Below are 14,603 nucleotides of genomic sequence, written 5' to 3' on the forward strand. Positions count from 1 at the left end.
TATTCCTCAGGCCACGGCTTTATGTTTTTCATGCAGGAAGTGCAGCACCTGCTGGCGGTAGTGATGAAACTGCGCATCGTTAGCCAGCGCCAGGCGTGAGCGCGGACGCGGCAGCGTCACCTCCAGCACCTCGCCCACTTTCGCCGCCGGGCCGTTGGTCATCATCATTACCCGGTCAGAGAGCAGCACCGCTTCGTCGACGTCATGGGTGATCAGCACAATGATGGTGTTGAGCTGACTCTGAATCTCCATCACCGCATCCTGCAAATGGGCGCGCGTCAGGGCATCGAGTGCGCCGAAGGGCTCATCCATCAGCAGCACTTTCGGCTTCATCGCCAGCGCACGGGCAATACCGACGCGTTGCTTCATGCCGCCGGAGATCTCGCCGGGGCGCTTATGCATCGCATGCCCCATATGCACCAGTTCCAAGTTGTGGGCGATCCATGCCTGCATCTCGCTTTTACTCATCTCGCCCTTAAACACCTGGTTTACCGCCAGCGCGACATTCTCCGCCGCCGTCAGCCACGGCAGCAGGGAGTGGTTTTGAAACACCACTCCGCGCTCGGGGCCGGGGCCGACGATCTCCTGGTTATCGCATAGCAAGACTCCCTGCGTCGGGCGGCTCAGCCCGGCAATCAGGTTTAAGAGCGTTGACTTCCCGCAGCCGGAGTGACCAATCAGGCTCACCGTCTCCCCTTGGGCGATGGTAAAGCTGACATCATCAAGGGCGACAAACGGCCCGCTGGCGGTGGCAAAGGTCTGGGTCACGTTTTCGACCCGGATAATGGCGTGCGTCTTTTTCATTTATGACTCCCGGCGAGTGTCGTAGCTAAAACGGCGGGCAATGGCCATCAGCCCCTGCTCCAGCGCCATCCCCACCACGCCAATCAGCAGAATGGCGATGATGATGTTTTGCACATTGAGGTTGTTCCACTCATTCCAGATCCAGAAGCCGATACCGACGCCGCCGGTCAGCATCTCGGCGGCGACAATCACCAGCCAGGCGATACCGATCGACAAGCGCACGCCAGTAAGGATGTGCGGCAGCACGGCGGGAAAGAGGATTTTGCGCATCACGGTGAACTCACTGAGCTTCAAAACGCGCGCGACGTTGAGGTAATCCTGCGGAATACGCATCACCCCTTCGGCGGTGTTGAGGATCATTGGCCAGATGGAGCAGATAAAAATCGTCCATGTCGAGGCCGGTTCGGCGCGCTGAAACAGCAGCAGGCCAATCGGCAGCCACGCCAGCGGGCTGACCGGGCGCAGCAGCGCGATAAGCGGGCCAAACATGCGGGCGATAAAGCGAAAGCGACCAATCAGAAAGCCGACGGGAATGCCGACCAGCGCCGCCAGACCAAAGCCGAGCGCCACGCGCTCAAGGGAGGCGAGCACGTTCCAGCCGATGCCCATATCATTTGGCCCGTCGATATAAAACGGCTCGGCGAAGATCGTTTTTGCCGCGTCCCAGGTTTGCAGCGGCGTCGGAAAGCCTTTGCTGTTAAGCGCCGCCACCTGCCAGAGGGCGATCAGCACCACTGCGCCGAGCAGGCCGGGGATCGCGGCGGTCATAAAGCGTTGCAGCATACTGCGCAGGCGATTTACCGGCGCGCGTTTTGCCACTAAAGGTGCAACCTGTGGCGCGGCGCTTTTCAGCGGCACAATCTCCGCGCGCTGCGGCGTTGGCTCCAGCGGGATCACTTTCGGTTGGGTGTTTGCAGACATTCTCGGCCTCACTTAGCGGTGGATGGCAAAACTGTTGGCGTAGGCCGCAGGATCGCTGCCGTCCCACACTTTTCCGTCAATCAGGGTGCTGCTGCGCATTTGGCTGGTGGGCACGCTGATGCCGCCCACCGCTGTCGCGGCCTGTTTGTAGAGTTCGCTGCGGTTGATCTGGCGGGCAACCGCGAGGTAGTCGGGATCGCTTTTCAGCAGGCCCCAGCGTTTTTGTTGGGTCAGAAACCAGATGCCGTCAGAGAGCCAGGGGTAGCTCACCGCGCCATCGTTAAAGAAACGCATCGCTCGGGCGTCCTGCCACGTTTTGCCCAGGCCGTCCTCATAGTGGCCGAGCATCCTGCCTTCGATAGTCTCGACGGCGGTGTTGATATAGGCGCGGGCGGCGATGGTTTTTGCCGTTTCGCGGCGGTTATCATCGGAGGCGTCGATCCAGCGCGAGGCCTCCAGTACCGCGGCGGTCAGGGCGCGCGCCGCATTGCCATTTGTCGAAACCCACGCCGAGGTGGTGCCGAGCACTTTTTCCGGGTGATCGGGCCAGATCTGCTGGCTGGTGGCGGCGGTAAAGCCGATGCCGTCGAGAATGGCGCGCTGGTTCCACGGCTCGCCGACGCAGTAGCCGCTCATATTGCCAATCTTCATGTTCACCACCATCTGCGGCGGCGGCACTACCACATTGCGCACATCGGCAAAGGGATCGATGCCAGCATTCGCCAGCCAGTAGTAGAGCCACATGGCGTGGGTGCCGCTCGGGAAGGTCTGCGCGAAGGTGTAAGTCCCCTGCGGGCTGGCGGCAATCACCTTTTTCAGCGACGCGCCATCGGTAACGCCCGCCTCTTTCAACTGATTTGATAGGGTGATCGCCTGGCCGTTGTTATTAAGCGTCATCAGCACCGCCATCTCGCGCTGCGGACCCGAGACGCCAAGCTGTAAGCCGTAGACCATGCCGTAAAGCACATGCGCCGCATCAAGCTCGCCGGAGAGCAGCTTGTCGCGCACCGAGGCCCAGCTCGACTCTTTACTCGGGATAATGGTGATGCCGTACTTCGCATCAAACTTCTTCACCGCCGCCATCACCACCGGGGCGCAGTCGGTAAGCGGGATAAACCCGACGCGCAGCGTTTTCTTCTCCGGCGCGTCTGAACCCGCCGCCCATACGCTATTCATCAGGCCCGGGATCAGCAGGCTGCCGCCCAGCGCCGCGCTGCCTGCCAGAAAGCGGCGGCGCGAAAATTTACCCATGGTGTTGTCATCATCTTGCGTCATTGCGGCATCCTGTCAGTTGAAAAGGGGCAAAAAAAAAGCGTCCGGTTAGCGCTCAGTCTCCTGAACGCTAACGGACGCCTTTATCCGGGAAGTGATGCTGACCGCCATTAGCCAGCACCTTCGTATATGAGATAAGCAGAATGTGTGCCAGATTGCTGATGCCTGTAAAAACAGGGGATTAGCGATTTGGCTCACAAAATTTGCACCGCAACGGGCGGTGAAATGCACACCAGCGGTGCAGCTACTCCTTTAGAGTTAGGTGGATTTTTTGCCCATGACGGCGGCGACGGAGAGCATTGCGTCGGCGATCTCCGCCAGCTTCTTGTTCTGCTGCATTGCCATCTCGCGCAGGGTTTTGTGCGCCTGCGGTTCGCTCATCGCATGGTGCTGCATCAGCAGGCTTTTCGCCCGCTCCACCAGCTTGCGCTCGGCAAGCGTCGCGCGCAGCCCGGCGAGTTCGGCATCCAGCGCCTGCAACTGGCGGGACTGCTGCTCAACCAGCTCCAGCACCGTGCGGCTCAGTTGCGGTGGGATCAGTGCCGTAAAGGGATCGTCGGCCTGCGGCAACTGGGCGATCTCCTGGCGCTGCTGCTCGGCGTCGCGCTGCGCGGCAGCAATCCGCTGGCGGCAGCACTGCATCACCCCTTTTTCCAGCGCATCTTCAATGCGTTTCATGGCATCAATACGTGTGGTGGTGATTTCAAACCAGCGCAGCGCGGCCTCCGTTGGCTCGCCCGGCGGCAGCGTGCGGCTACAGGCGAGGCGGCGAAAGCGCTCCAGCTCGCGGCTCTCCTCCTGCTGCTGTTGCTGCCATAGCGCAAGGCTTGCGGCATCAGCAAACTCGCAGAAGGTGTGGAAGCAGCGCTCCTGGGCATCAATCAACTCCACCAGTTGCTGGCTTGCCTGCTCATCAACCGATCCGACGGTAAAGCCTGCCGCCACCAGCGCCCGCTCCTGCCCGGCCAGCTCTTTACCCTGCATAAAGCTGAAGAGCGCCAGCAGCGCGCGCGAGACGCTGGGATCGCCGGAGGTGTCGGCGGTTTCCACGATCAGCGCCAGATGGCAGCGGATCACCTCGTTGTAACGCTGCATTGCTTCAGGCTGGGCAATGGCGAGCTGCTGCACCTGTTCGCGCAACGGTGGCAGCGTGCTCAGGCTGTGCAGCACGCTGGCAATGCGGCTAAAAAGTCGTGCGGCGTTACCCCGCGCCAGCTCCTCCTGATCGAGCGCAGCCAGCTGCTGCTGCACCGCCTGCACGGCGCGCTCCACCTGCGCTGTCCGCTCGCGCAGCCGTCCGCCCCAGGTCTTCCCCTGCGAGCAGAGAAAAATATTGGCCGTGCCGCGCTCGCGTTGCAGCAGATGAATAAGCTGGCTCACCGCGCCGACCAGCTTGCCCATCTGCAGCAGCTGCTGCAGGCCGGTGATTTCGCTGCGCCGCGAGGCGAGCACAAAATCGAGCGCTGAAAGCGTCATCGCACACCCTTTTCCAGAAAACCGTAGCCTTACTGAAGCAAGAAGTGTGCCGCCGCGATTGACATCATGCTCGGGCGGGTGAGAATGCCACTTCACACCGCAGGGAGAGGTTTAGGTTATGGTGAAGAAAATGGCGGCTCCGCTCTTACTTATCGGCGTGGTCTGGCTGGCCTGGCTTTTTCTGCGTACGCCGCAGGCGATCCGGGCCGATGAGCGCGCGCTCTACGTGAAGAACCTGCCGTTAAGTGACAGAGGCAAAGTGAACTGGTGGCGCGAGAACCGCGCGGCGCTGCAAAAGCAGTTTCCCCTGCTGGTGCGCTCCGGTAACACCGTGGTCATGATCATGAACTTTGATCGCTACGATCGCCTGCCGACAGGCACCCGCGACGGCAGTATTGAGGACTACAACTGCTTTAGCGACATCAGCGCGCCGGAAAAGTGCATCTATAAAGAGATGGTGATGTTGATTTTCATATATCCCGGCAAGAAAACCGTTTATAGCTTTGGTGAAACAAGTTACGAGGAGAGGCCGGACGGCACCCTGACACGTCTTCACGAGACCTTTAGCGTACGCTAGATATATTCACTCATCGAATTGTTTGACTTACCCGGTAATCCGACCAGAATGTATTTGCCCCGTATCTCGCTGAAAACACAGAAACCTATGACCACACACCCGCGTTGTGTTACCCGGACAGGCCGCTTAAAAAAGATGGCCGTGCTGATGGCTGCTTTGCTGCTGGCCAGTTGCGCGTCGAAACCGCCGAAATCCCTTGTGACGCCGAACCCGCCGGTGAGCAAACAGCCGCTGCCCGATGGCGGGATGAGCCAGCCGCAAACCATGCGCGGAATCTGGCTGGCGACGGTTTCCCGCCTCGACTGGCCGCCGATCAACTCGGTGACTCTCAGCCCGGCGCTGCGCGTCGAGCAGCAGAAAGCGGCGCTGATCGCAAAGCTTGATAAGCTGCAACGCCTCGGCATCAATACGGTCTTCTTCCAGGTGAAGCCGGACGCTACCGCGCTGTGGCCATCAAAAATTTTGCCGTGGTCAGATACCCTCACTGGGGTGATTGGTCAGGATCCGGGGTACGATCCGCTGCAATTTATTCTGGATGAGGCGCACCAGCGCGGCATGAAGGTGCACGCCTGGTTTAACCCTTACCGCGTCTCGACCAATACCAAACCCTCCACGGTCGCGGAGCTTAACCGCACCCTTATCCTGCGCCCGGCATCGATTTTTGTCCTGCACCGGGAGTGGATCCGCACGGCGGGCGACCGTTATGTGCTCGACCCCGGTATTCCGGAGGTGCGCGACTGGATCACCAGCATTGTCGCCGAGGTGGTAGCGCGCTACCCGGTGGATGGCGTGCAGTTTGATGACTACTTCTACAGCGAAACGGCGAGTTCAGCGCTGAACGACAGCCAGACATTCCGCCAGTATGGGCAAGGTTTTGCCGCCAAAGCGGACTGGCGGCGGCACAACACCCAGCTGTTGATTGAGCAGGTGTCGCGCACCATCAAGCAGCTGAATCCTAACGTACAGTTTGGCGTCAGCCCGGCGGGCGTCTGGCGTAACCGTTCGTTTGATCCGGCAGGTTCAGAGACGCGCGGTGCGGCAGCTTATGATGAATCCTTTGCCGATACCCGCCGCTGGGTGCAGCAGGGGCTGCTCGACTATATCGCGCCGCAGATCTACTGGCCTTTTACCCGCGATGCCGCGCGCTACGATGTGCTGGCGAAGTGGTGGGCGCAGGTAGTGAAACCGACACATACCAGGCTCTATATTGGCGTGGCGCTCTATAAAGTGGGCGAGCCGTCCAGAATGGAGCCGGAGTGGACGCGCGACGGCGGCGTGCCGGAGCTGAGAAAGCAGATTGAGATGAATGAAACCCTGCCGGGCATTGCCGGGACGATCCTGTTCCGCGAAGGTTACCTGACGCAGCCGCAGACCCGCCAGGCGGTGGATTATCTCCAGGGGCGCTGGGGGCGCTAATTACCAGTGCCAGAACCACCAGTTATCGGTGATGACGCTGAAAAAGCGCCCTATCCGGTGCAACACTCTCTCCAGCCAGTCCGCAAAGGGCGAGCGGAGCACCGGCTCTTTCATTGCCACGCCGCGCGCGCTGAGTACTTCCCATGCCGCGTGGCGCACCGCGAAGACAAAATCCTCTTTCGCCAGCGTGACCAGCGCTTGCGTGCTGCGCGCGCTCTGCTCCCGTTGCAGGCGGGTAATCAGATCCAGCCGCTTGCGGTAGTCACTTTTGTCCTGCACGAGGCGAGTTAACTCCTCATCCGTCACGCCCTTCTCCTTAGTGATGTTTGTCTGTTACTCCCCGGTCAGCGCGTCATAGAGCGTTTGCATCCGCGCGCGCAAATAGAGCACTGCTTTATGCTTGCGCGATAACAGGGTCTGCACGCTGACGCCCAGCTCCTGTGCCAGGGCCTTGCAAGTGTAACCCTGTAACTCGGTTTTTTCGAACACCTCGCGCTGGGCTTCCGGCAATTCCTCCAGCGCCTGACCCAGCTCCTCCCACAAAAGCCCCTTCAGATACTCCTCTTCCGGCGTCTGGGCGATGCCGAACAGCGTTTCAGCTACCTCGTCTTCAACGAAGTCTGCCTCCTCGTCACCCTCAGTAAATAGCCCCGATAAGGGCACTTCGCGCTTTTTACGCGCCCGGTCGGTCATCTCGTTGCGCGCGGCGCGAAACAGCCAGGCGGCGACATTCTCCACCGGCTGCTCAACCTTCATTAACTGCCAGCTGATCTCCTGCAGGATATCTTCGCTCTCCTCTTTCACCGGCGAGCGGCTGCGGATAAAGGCTTTCAGCCTTGAGCGGCAGGCGTTCAGCGCCGTGACAAGTGCGGACTCAGTCGTCATGACGCGGGTCATCGCGCTCACCCGCGTTCGGACGCTGCTGCTCCGGTTCATGGCGACGTTCGTGCCAGCCGCAGTGACCGTGGCGGCGAAAAGCTTCGCGGCGTTTTTCGACAAACTCTTCCCGCTGCTCCGGCGTCATCGTCATCCAGCGCTCATGCATGCGCCGGTGGGCGCGGCCCATGCCGAACATGCCGGGGCGAAAGCCGAGGCCGCCAAAGAGAATGCGCGACAGCACCAGAATCCCGAGCGCCTGCCAGAAGCCGATGCTCTTCACCCCGATGATCGTCGGTAACAGCGCGTTCCATAGCGACATCACCACCAGACCGAGCAGCACAAACAGCGCGGCGCCAATGACCAGCGGCTTCGCACCGCGATGGCGACCAAAACCGTGTTGCCTTTCATTCATATGAAAATCTCTCATTGTTTTTCTTCCTCATCAGATTAGCGAATAAATGCCTGTGATGAAGTAGACGAATGAGCGCGGGAAATATTGCTAAAAAAGGGAAATAAAAAAACAGGCGCAACGTGTGCGCCTGAAAAAGTGCGGAGTAACAGGAAACGATTACGGGCGGCGGAACAGCGCGATGCTGCGGCCTTCCAGCTCGAAATCCTTCTCTTTGGTGATAACGATCCCGCGTTTCACCGTATCGGAGGTGGTCAGCTCCAGCACCCAGCCGCCTTCGCCAAACTGCGGAATGCGGAACGGTACGTTACCTTCAAACGGGTTGAACAGCATCAGTACGTCGTGCCAGATGCCCTCTTCCTCTTGCAGATCGGCGCGGCCAATATAGACGCCGAGGGTAGTTCCCTCTTCCCACTGCTCCGGCAACTGCTCGCCGCCACCGGCGTTGTACCACTTGATCTCCATCCCGTCGCGCCAGTTTTCACGGCGCAGCAGCGGCTGGGCGGTGCGCAGCTCAATCACCTGGCGGGTAAATTCGCGCAGCGCTTCGTTCGCGCCGTTCAAGGTGTCCCTGTGTACCCAGGAGATCTCACTATCCTGGCAGTAACCGTTGTTATTCCCGGACTGGCTGCGGCCAAACTCATCGCCCGCCAGCAGCATCGGTGTGCCGTGGGAGAAGAGCAGCGTGGCAAGAAAATTGCGTTTCTGGCGCTCACGCACGGCGTTGATGCCTTCATCGTCGGTCGGGCCTTCCGCGCCGTAATTATAGGAGCGGTTGTCGTTGTGGCCGTCGTTGTTATCTTCGCCATTCGCCTCGTTATGTTTTTCGTTGTACGACACCAGGTCGTTAAGCGTAAAACCGTCGTGGGCGGTGATGAAGTTGACGCTCGCCCACGGACGGCGCCCGCGCAGATCATAGAGATCGCCTGAGCCGAGCAGACGGGCAGCGAAATCGGTCGAGACGTTATCGCCCTTCCAGTATTCACGCAGCGTATCGCGGTATTTGTCGTTCCACTCCGCCCAGCCCGGCGGGAAGCCGCCAACCTGGTAGCCGCCAGGGCCGATATCCCACGGCTCACCAATCAGCTTCAGCTTCGACAGCACTGGATCCTGGGTGATGGCGTCGAAGAAGCCGCCGCGCTGGTCAAAGCCTTCCGGCTCGCGGCCAAGAATGGTGCCAAGGTCAAAGCGGAAACCGTCGATATGCATCGACTCCGACCAGTAGCGCAGGGAGTCCGTCACCATCTGCAGCACGCGCGGATGGGAGGTGTTCACCGTGTTGCCAGTGCCGGTATCGTTGATGTAGTAACGATGCTGATCCGGCAGCGTGCGGTAGTAGGAGAAGTTATCGATGCCCTTAAAGGAGAGCGTCGGACCCAGTTCGTTCCCTTCGGCGGTGTGGTTATAGACCACATCGAGGATCACCTCGATACCGGCATCGTGGAAGGCGCGCACCATGTCGCGGAACCCCTGAATGCCGCGCGGGCCGTAGTAACGCGAAGCGGGCGCAAAGAAACCGAGGGTGTTGTAGCCCCAGAAGTTGTGCAGCCCTTTATCGAGCAGATGCTGATCGTCCGGGAACCAGTGCACCGGCAGCAGCTCCACGGAGGTGATGCCAAGGCTCTTGATATAGTCGACCGTCGCTTTATGCCCCATCCCTTCAAAGGTGCCGCGCAGATCCTGCGGAATAGCCTGATTGAGCTGGGTGAAGCCCTTCACGTGTGTTTCGTAAATGATGGCGCTCGGCCAGGCGATATTCGGCCGGTTTTGATCCTGCCACTCAAACTCGTTGGGATCGATAACCCGGCACTTCGGCGTGAACGGCCCACTGTCGCGCTCGTCAAAGGTTAAATCTTTATCTTCATGCAGCAGATCGTAAGCGAAGTGCGCTTCGTTCCACTCAATATCGCCAACCAGCTCCCGCGCATAGGGGTCAACCAACAGTTTGTTGGGGTTGAAGCGATGGCCGTTTTCCGGATCATAGGGGCCATGCACGCGGTAGCCGTAAAGGGCACCGGGTTTCAGGCCGGGCACGTAGCCGTGCCAGATCTCATGGGTATATTCCGGCAGATCGAGGCGGGCAATCTCCTGTTTGCCGCTCGGATCGTACAAGCAGAGTTCCACGCGATGAGCGTGAGCTGAAAAGAGCGCAAAGTTCACGCCCTCGCCGTCGTAATTCGCACCGAGTTGCTGGCCGTGCCCCGCCGTGATGTGATATGGCTTACCGTTAGACATGATCCCTCTTTCTCTCATTTAGAGCGTCACCTGACTTAACCCAACCAGACGCATAAAGTCGTTTTATGCGCTGACCAGTACTGCAAACGTAAAACCGCCAATCGATCGCAAATTGACGCGATCGTTGAGCAACACATCCTCTCCGCTAAGCATATCCCGGTAATGACGATGCGCCAGCCGCTCCGGTAACGGGATCACCGCGCCGTTCAGGCTGCCATCCAGCGCGCCAAACAGCAGGCGCGGTGCCAGCACAATCAGCGCGTCATCCTCGTCAACCCGCGCAAAGGCGATGACATTATCCGCCTGCTCGCCGTCAGCATTCAGCGGCAGATAGTCGCCATGGCGGAACAGCGCCGGTTTCTCCAGGCGCAGGTGCAGCAGGCGCGCGATAAAGGATTGCTTGAGCTGGCCGCTCGACCACCCCTCCTGTAAACGCGGGTCGGCGTGCTCCTGGGCATCAAGCAGGCGCTCCAGTTCCGGGTAGTCCGGCTCCAGGCGGTTATCGGGATCAACAAGGCTGAAATTGAGCGCTTCGCTGCCTTGATAGATATCCGGTACGCCCGGTGCGGCCAGCTTGATCAGCGTCTGGGTCAGGCTATTTACCAGCCCGGCGCGAATAAATGGCAGCAACGATGTGGTGAAATCCTGTAAAAATGGCTGATTATCCGGCGAAAGCAGGTGGCGAACGTAGTCCAGCACCGCGCTTTCATAGGCATCGTTACTGTCGACCCAGTCGGTACGCTGTTTCGCTTCGCGCAGCGCCTTCTCGACAAACTCAACAAAACGCCCTTCCAGCGCTTTCAGCCCCTCGGCATCATCCGGCTGCAAGGTTACCGGCCAGACACCCGCCAGCGCCTGGTAGATCATCCACGCTACTGCCGGACGCGGTGCGGGGCCATCCTCCAGCATGCTCACTTTTTCTTTGTTCATTTCACGCCAGCGGGTAACGCACTCCGCCCAGCGCGCGGGCGCTTCCGTCAGGGTGTAGAGCCTGGCGCGGGCATCTTCCCCACGCTTGGTGTCGTGGGTCGAAGTGCCGGAGAGCGCGTCGGGCTGTTTCTCAAGCCGTGTCTGCATCTCCTGATGGAAACGGGCAAGGGAAAAGTTACGGCGTAACGGCTCGGCACCCACTTCATTGAGGGCGAGATCCATGTTCTGGCGGAAAAAGAGCGTGTCTTCTACCGATTTCGCCATCAGTGGCCCGGTGAGTTGTTGGAAACGGGTGCGGAAACGGGCAGCGTCATCGCGCGCGCTGTCCGGCATATCGCCGGTCAGAATGCGGGTGATAACGTCGAGAGCGTTCGGATCCGGGGCATAGCTGCTGGCTTTCACCTTCGAGACCACTTTTTGCAGCAGCGCCAGGTCGGCGGGCGGCAGACCCTGCGCCGTGCCGTAGGTCCGATAGACCGGGAAGGCGATCAGCAGCTCGCGCAACGCCTGGCGCAGCGCCTCTTCAGCAGGTGTAGAAGCTTCATGCCCGGCGATCTCACCGGCAAGACGCAGCAGCACACTGAACTCACCAGCAAAGTTACGATCGACCATCAGCAGCTTCGCCGCGCGCAGCTCCGCTCTCATGTCGACCGGTTTACCGACCACCCGATCGTAAGCCTCACGCAGGCCGTCGAGATTCTCATCATCGACCAGCACATCGGAGAGCGCAGCGATAAACTCATACCCGGTGGTGCCAGAGACCGGCCAGTCGTCGGGCAGATGCTCGCCTTTACCGAGGATCTTCTCAACGGTGATATGGCAGGCGTCGCCCGCTTTTTGCCGCAGGCGCATCAGGTAACCGCGCGGGTCGGCAAGACCGTCGACGTGATCGACGCGCAGGCCATCGACTGCGCCGCTGTGTACCAGTTCGAGGATCAGTTTATGGGTGTCGTCAAAGACTTGATCATCTTCCACCCGCATGCCGACCAGACCGGTGATCTCAAAGAAGCGGCGATAGGAGAGATCGCTGGCCGCATCGCGCCAGCTCATCAGCCGCCAGGGCTGCTGCGCGTGCAGTTCAGCAATTTTCGCCGCATCGGTCAAACCGATGATCTCCTGCTCGCGCCCCTGCCAGCTCTCTTCCACCAGCGGGTAGACGCTTTCGTAGTAAACGAATGCGGGTTTACCGGTTTGCGGGTCGGCTTCCACTTTTAGCTCGCCCTTCTCCACCACGGCGTCAAAATCCTCGCCGAGGAACGGCAGCGTCAGGCGACGCGACCAGTCGATATCAAAATGGCGCGCCCATGGGCTCTTTTCGCCTTTAGCGATCACATCGCGCCACCAGGCGTTCTCCAGCGAGGCGGCCATATGGTTTGGCACGATATCAATGATAAGCCCCAGCCCGGCAGCTTTCAGCGCCTGCGCCAGCTTGTCGAACCCTTCCCGACCGCCGAGCGTCGGGTCGATCTCGTTAGCGTCGGTGACGTCATACCCGTGCGTGGAGCCAGAGGTGGCGGTAAAAATCGGTGAAGCATAAAGATGGCTGATGCCCAGCTTTTTGATATAGGGCACCAGCGCCACGGCGCGCTCAAAAGTCATGCCGTTACGAAACTGCAGGCGGTAGGTTGCGGTTGGCGTGCTCACTCGGCTTCTCCCTGCGATAAACGAACGATAATGGCATTCTGCGCCAGTTCGGCACCCGCCTCAGGCCAGGCGAAAAGCGTTTCGCCCGGCAATTCCGGTAGCGGCTGGCTGGCCGTACCGATATTCAACGCCATAGAGAGCGTGCCCAGCGGCAGCGCCCAGCGCACGGCGATAAAACCGGGCGCGGTGGCGATAATCTCGCCCTGCTGACGGGTCGCACCGCCTAGCAACGGCACAATATGCTGCTGGCGCAATGCGAGCAGCTCACGGCTGAAGGCCAGCCAGCGCTGCCCTTCCACGCTGTGCGGACGCGTCCAGTCGAGCTGGGAGCGGGTAAAGGTCTCCGGATCGTTCGGATCGGGCACATCTTCCCCTTCATGTCCGGCATGGCCTTCAAACTCGCGCGTGCGCCCTTCGCGCACCGCTTTTGCCAGATCGCCGTGGAAATCGGTAAAGAAGAGGAACGGGTTGGTCTCACCATACTCCTCGCCCATAAACAGCAGCGGAATATGCGGCGACAGCAGCAGCGTCGCGAGCATCACGCGGGTGCGGTCGGCTCCCGCCAGCGAGATGAGACGGTCGCCCTGCGCACGGTTGCCTACCTGGTCATGATTTTGAATAAAGTCGACAAACGCGACCGGCGGCTGCTGGGTGCTGTCCACACCGCGCGGCTCGCCCGCGTGCTGCGACACTTCCCCCTGGTAGGCAAAGCCTTCAGCCAGCACGCGCGCCACCCATTTTTCCGGGCTGTCGGCAAAATCTTCGTAATAGGCATGGGTCTCGCCGGTGGCGAAGACATGCACCGCGTTATGGAAATCATCGTTCCACTCGCCAGTGAAGAGCGTGGCAGTGCCGGACTCATCGCGCGGATGCAGCGAGACGATATTGCGGCTGTCTTCGGTAGTGAGATGGATGGGACGGTCGGTGATCTCCTGGCGAATGCGTTTGGCGATCTCGACCAGGATATGCGGCTCGTTGGTGTCCTCAATCTGATCAATAGCATCGAAGCGCAGGCCATCGAGGTTGTACTCGTGCAGCCAGTAGAGCGGCGCTTCGCTAATGTAGGCGCGCGCGGCATCAACATCATAGGCGATGCCCGCGCCCCACGGCGTCTGGCGCTCTTTGTGGAAGAAATCGGGCGACAGCAGCGGCAGGTAGTTGCCCTCTGGCCCGAAGTGGTTAAGCACGATGTCAAGCACTACCGACAGGCCGTAGCCGTGGGCGGCATCGACAAAAGCTTTGAAATCATCCGGCGTGCCGTAAGCGGAGTGCGGCGCGTAGAGCAGCACGCCGTCATAGCCCCAGCCGCGAGTGCCGCCAAATTGCGAGACCGGCATCACCTCAACCATGGTGACGCCAAGCTCGGCGAGATAAGGTAATTTTTCGATTGCCGCCTGGAAGGTGCCCTGCGGCGTAAAGGTGCCGATGTGTAACTCGTAAACCACCGCCTCTTCCCATGGGCGGCCCTGCCAGTCAGCGTGTTGCCACTGATAGCTGTCAGGATCGACGACCAGCGACGGGCCGTTAACCTCGGCCAACTGGCCGCGCGAGGCGGGATCGGGGATCGCCATACCGTCGGCGAGGACAAATTGATACTGCGCGCCTGCGTTCACGCGCGAGACGGTGGTTTCAAACCACCCCTCTTCGCTGCGCGTCATCGGCTTCTCCTGCCCGTCAAGACGCAGCGTTACGCTCTGCTGACCGGTGGCCCACAAACGGAAGCGAACCGCGCCGTCGGCCAGTCGCTCTGCACCCCATGTTTTTGAAAACGTTTTGGTCGCCATGCAATTACCTCTCCACGATGCCACGATGAACAATCATAGACGATAATTGGCAACCCGATGGGCGGTGGTCATCGCTGTACGTCGCCCGATACAGCGTTATATACCGGGCGATGGTGGTTATTGTTTCTGCTTGTCCTCCTGCGCGTCAGCCTCCCGGTACCGACGCGGAGAGTGTTTGTTAGCCCAGCGGCGGCTCACTCTCCTCTCAATCTCTTCTCTGAGCGAGCTTTTCATTAGAAAGCCATATAGATAATTT

12 protein-coding genes are annotated in these 14,603 nt (G+C 60.0%); 2 read left to right on the forward strand and 10 right to left on the reverse strand.

Features of this window, described 5'->3' with window-relative positions; genetic code table 11:
* Nucleotides 1–6: 6 nt before the first annotated feature.
* The 4 genes from HF650_RS11525 to HF650_RS11540 all read right to left on the reverse strand — a co-directional run bounded on the left by HF650_RS11525 (nt 7) and on the right by HF650_RS11540 (nt 4,473).
* The gene (locus tag HF650_RS11525) at nt 7–804 is read right to left on the reverse strand and encodes an ABC transporter ATP-binding protein (protein ID WP_187802485.1); all 798 of its coding nucleotides are present in this window, start codon (nt 802–804) and stop codon (nt 7–9) included.
* Complete coding sequence (gene ntrB, locus HF650_RS11530) at nt 805–1,725, reverse strand: nitrate ABC transporter permease (protein WP_187802486.1); 921 nt, start codon at nt 1,723–1,725, stop codon at nt 805–807.
* A gap of 12 nt (nt 1,726–1,737) precedes the next feature.
* The gene (locus HF650_RS11535) at nt 1,738–3,000 is read right to left on the reverse strand and encodes a CmpA/NrtA family ABC transporter substrate-binding protein (protein ID WP_187802487.1); all 1,263 of its coding nucleotides are present in this window, start codon (nt 2,998–3,000) and stop codon (nt 1,738–1,740) included.
* A 255-nt stretch (nt 3,001–3,255) separates the two neighbouring features.
* Nucleotides 3,256–4,473, reverse strand: a complete 1,218-nt coding sequence (locus tag HF650_RS11540) for a nitrate regulatory protein (RefSeq protein ID WP_187802488.1) — start codon at nt 4,471–4,473, stop codon at nt 3,256–3,258.
* 118 nt (nt 4,474–4,591) lie between these two features.
* On the opposite strand from HF650_RS11540, the gene HF650_RS11545 reads away from it, so the two are divergent.
* Complete coding sequence (locus HF650_RS11545) at nt 4,592–5,050, forward strand: DUF943 family protein (protein WP_187802489.1); 459 nt, start codon at nt 4,592–4,594, stop codon at nt 5,048–5,050.
* 87 nt (nt 5,051–5,137) lie between these two features.
* Complete coding sequence (locus HF650_RS11550; RefSeq protein ID WP_187802490.1) at nt 5,138–6,466, forward strand: glycoside hydrolase family 10 protein; 1,329 nt, start codon at nt 5,138–5,140, stop codon at nt 6,464–6,466.
* Here the strand turns inward: HF650_RS11550 and HF650_RS11555 are convergent, their stop codons facing one another.
* The 6 genes from HF650_RS11555 to treZ all read right to left on the reverse strand — a co-directional run bounded on the left by HF650_RS11555 (nt 6,467) and on the right by treZ (nt 14,347).
* The gene (locus HF650_RS11555) at nt 6,467–6,772 is read right to left on the reverse strand and encodes a hypothetical protein (protein WP_187802491.1); all 306 of its coding nucleotides are present in this window, start codon (nt 6,770–6,772) and stop codon (nt 6,467–6,469) included.
* A gap of 27 nt (nt 6,773–6,799) precedes the next feature.
* Nucleotides 6,800–7,351 (reverse strand): RNA polymerase sigma factor, encoded by a 552-nt coding sequence (locus HF650_RS11560; protein WP_223284303.1) that lies wholly within the window; start codon nt 7,349–7,351, stop codon nt 6,800–6,802.
* Nucleotides 7,341–7,772: a hypothetical protein gene (locus HF650_RS11565; RefSeq protein WP_187802493.1), complete on the reverse strand. Its 432-nt coding sequence runs from the start codon at nt 7,770–7,772 to the stop codon at nt 7,341–7,343. The genes HF650_RS11560 and HF650_RS11565 overlap by 11 nt, the downstream gene beginning before the upstream one ends.
* A gap of 141 nt (nt 7,773–7,913) precedes the next feature.
* On the reverse strand, nt 7,914–9,989 hold the full coding sequence (gene glgX / locus HF650_RS11570; RefSeq protein WP_187802494.1) for a glycogen debranching protein GlgX: 2,076 nt from the start codon (nt 9,987–9,989) through the stop codon (nt 7,914–7,916).
* 63 nt (nt 9,990–10,052) lie between these two features.
* Nucleotides 10,053–12,518: a malto-oligosyltrehalose synthase gene (gene treY / locus HF650_RS11575; RefSeq protein WP_249118868.1), complete on the reverse strand. Its 2,466-nt coding sequence runs from the start codon at nt 12,516–12,518 to the stop codon at nt 10,053–10,055.
* A gap of 41 nt (nt 12,519–12,559) precedes the next feature.
* Nucleotides 12,560–14,347 carry a malto-oligosyltrehalose trehalohydrolase gene (treZ, locus tag HF650_RS11580; RefSeq protein ID WP_187802496.1) on the reverse strand — a complete coding sequence of 596 codons (1,788 nt, stop codon included), beginning with the start codon at nt 14,345–14,347 and terminating at the stop codon, nt 12,560–12,562.
* Nucleotides 14,348–14,603: the final 256 nt, after the last annotated feature.

It is taken from the genome of Kosakonia sp. SMBL-WEM22 (assembly GCF_014490785.1).
Lineage (GTDB): Bacteria > Pseudomonadota > Gammaproteobacteria > Enterobacterales > Enterobacteriaceae > Kosakonia.

Bases quoted from the DNA above. Each gene is read 5' to 3' on its own strand.
- HF650_RS11565 (WP_187802493.1), bottom strand. From the start codon at position 7,772: ATGAGAGATTTTCATATGAATGAAAGGCAACACGGTTTTGGTCGCCAT.
- treZ (WP_187802496.1), bottom strand. From the start codon at position 14,347: ATGGCGACCAAAACGTTTTCAAAAACATGGGGTGCAGAGCGACTGGCC.
- HF650_RS11525 (WP_187802485.1), bottom strand. From the start codon at position 804: ATGAAAAAGACGCACGCCATTATCCGGGTCGAAAACGTGACCCAGACC.
- treY (WP_249118868.1), bottom strand. From the start codon at position 12,518: ATGACTTTTGAGCGCGCCGTGGCGCTGGTGCCCTATATCAAAAAGCTG.
- glgX (WP_187802494.1), bottom strand. From the start codon at position 9,989: ATGTCTAACGGTAAGCCATATCACATCACGGCGGGGCACGGCCAGCAA.
- HF650_RS11535 (WP_187802487.1), bottom strand. From the start codon at position 3,000: ATGACGCAAGATGATGACAACACCATGGGTAAATTTTCGCGCCGCCGC.
- HF650_RS11540 (WP_187802488.1), bottom strand. From the start codon at position 4,473: ATGACGCTTTCAGCGCTCGATTTTGTGCTCGCCTCGCGGCGCAGCGAA.
- ntrB (WP_187802486.1), bottom strand. From the start codon at position 1,725: ATGTCTGCAAACACCCAACCGAAAGTGATCCCGCTGGAGCCAACGCCG.
- HF650_RS11560 (WP_223284303.1), bottom strand. From the start codon at position 7,351: ATGACGACTGAGTCCGCACTTGTCACGGCGCTGAACGCCTGCCGCTCA.
- HF650_RS11545 (WP_187802489.1), top strand. From the start codon at position 4,592: ATGGTGAAGAAAATGGCGGCTCCGCTCTTACTTATCGGCGTGGTCTGG.
- HF650_RS11550 (WP_187802490.1), top strand. From the start codon at position 5,138: ATGACCACACACCCGCGTTGTGTTACCCGGACAGGCCGCTTAAAAAAG.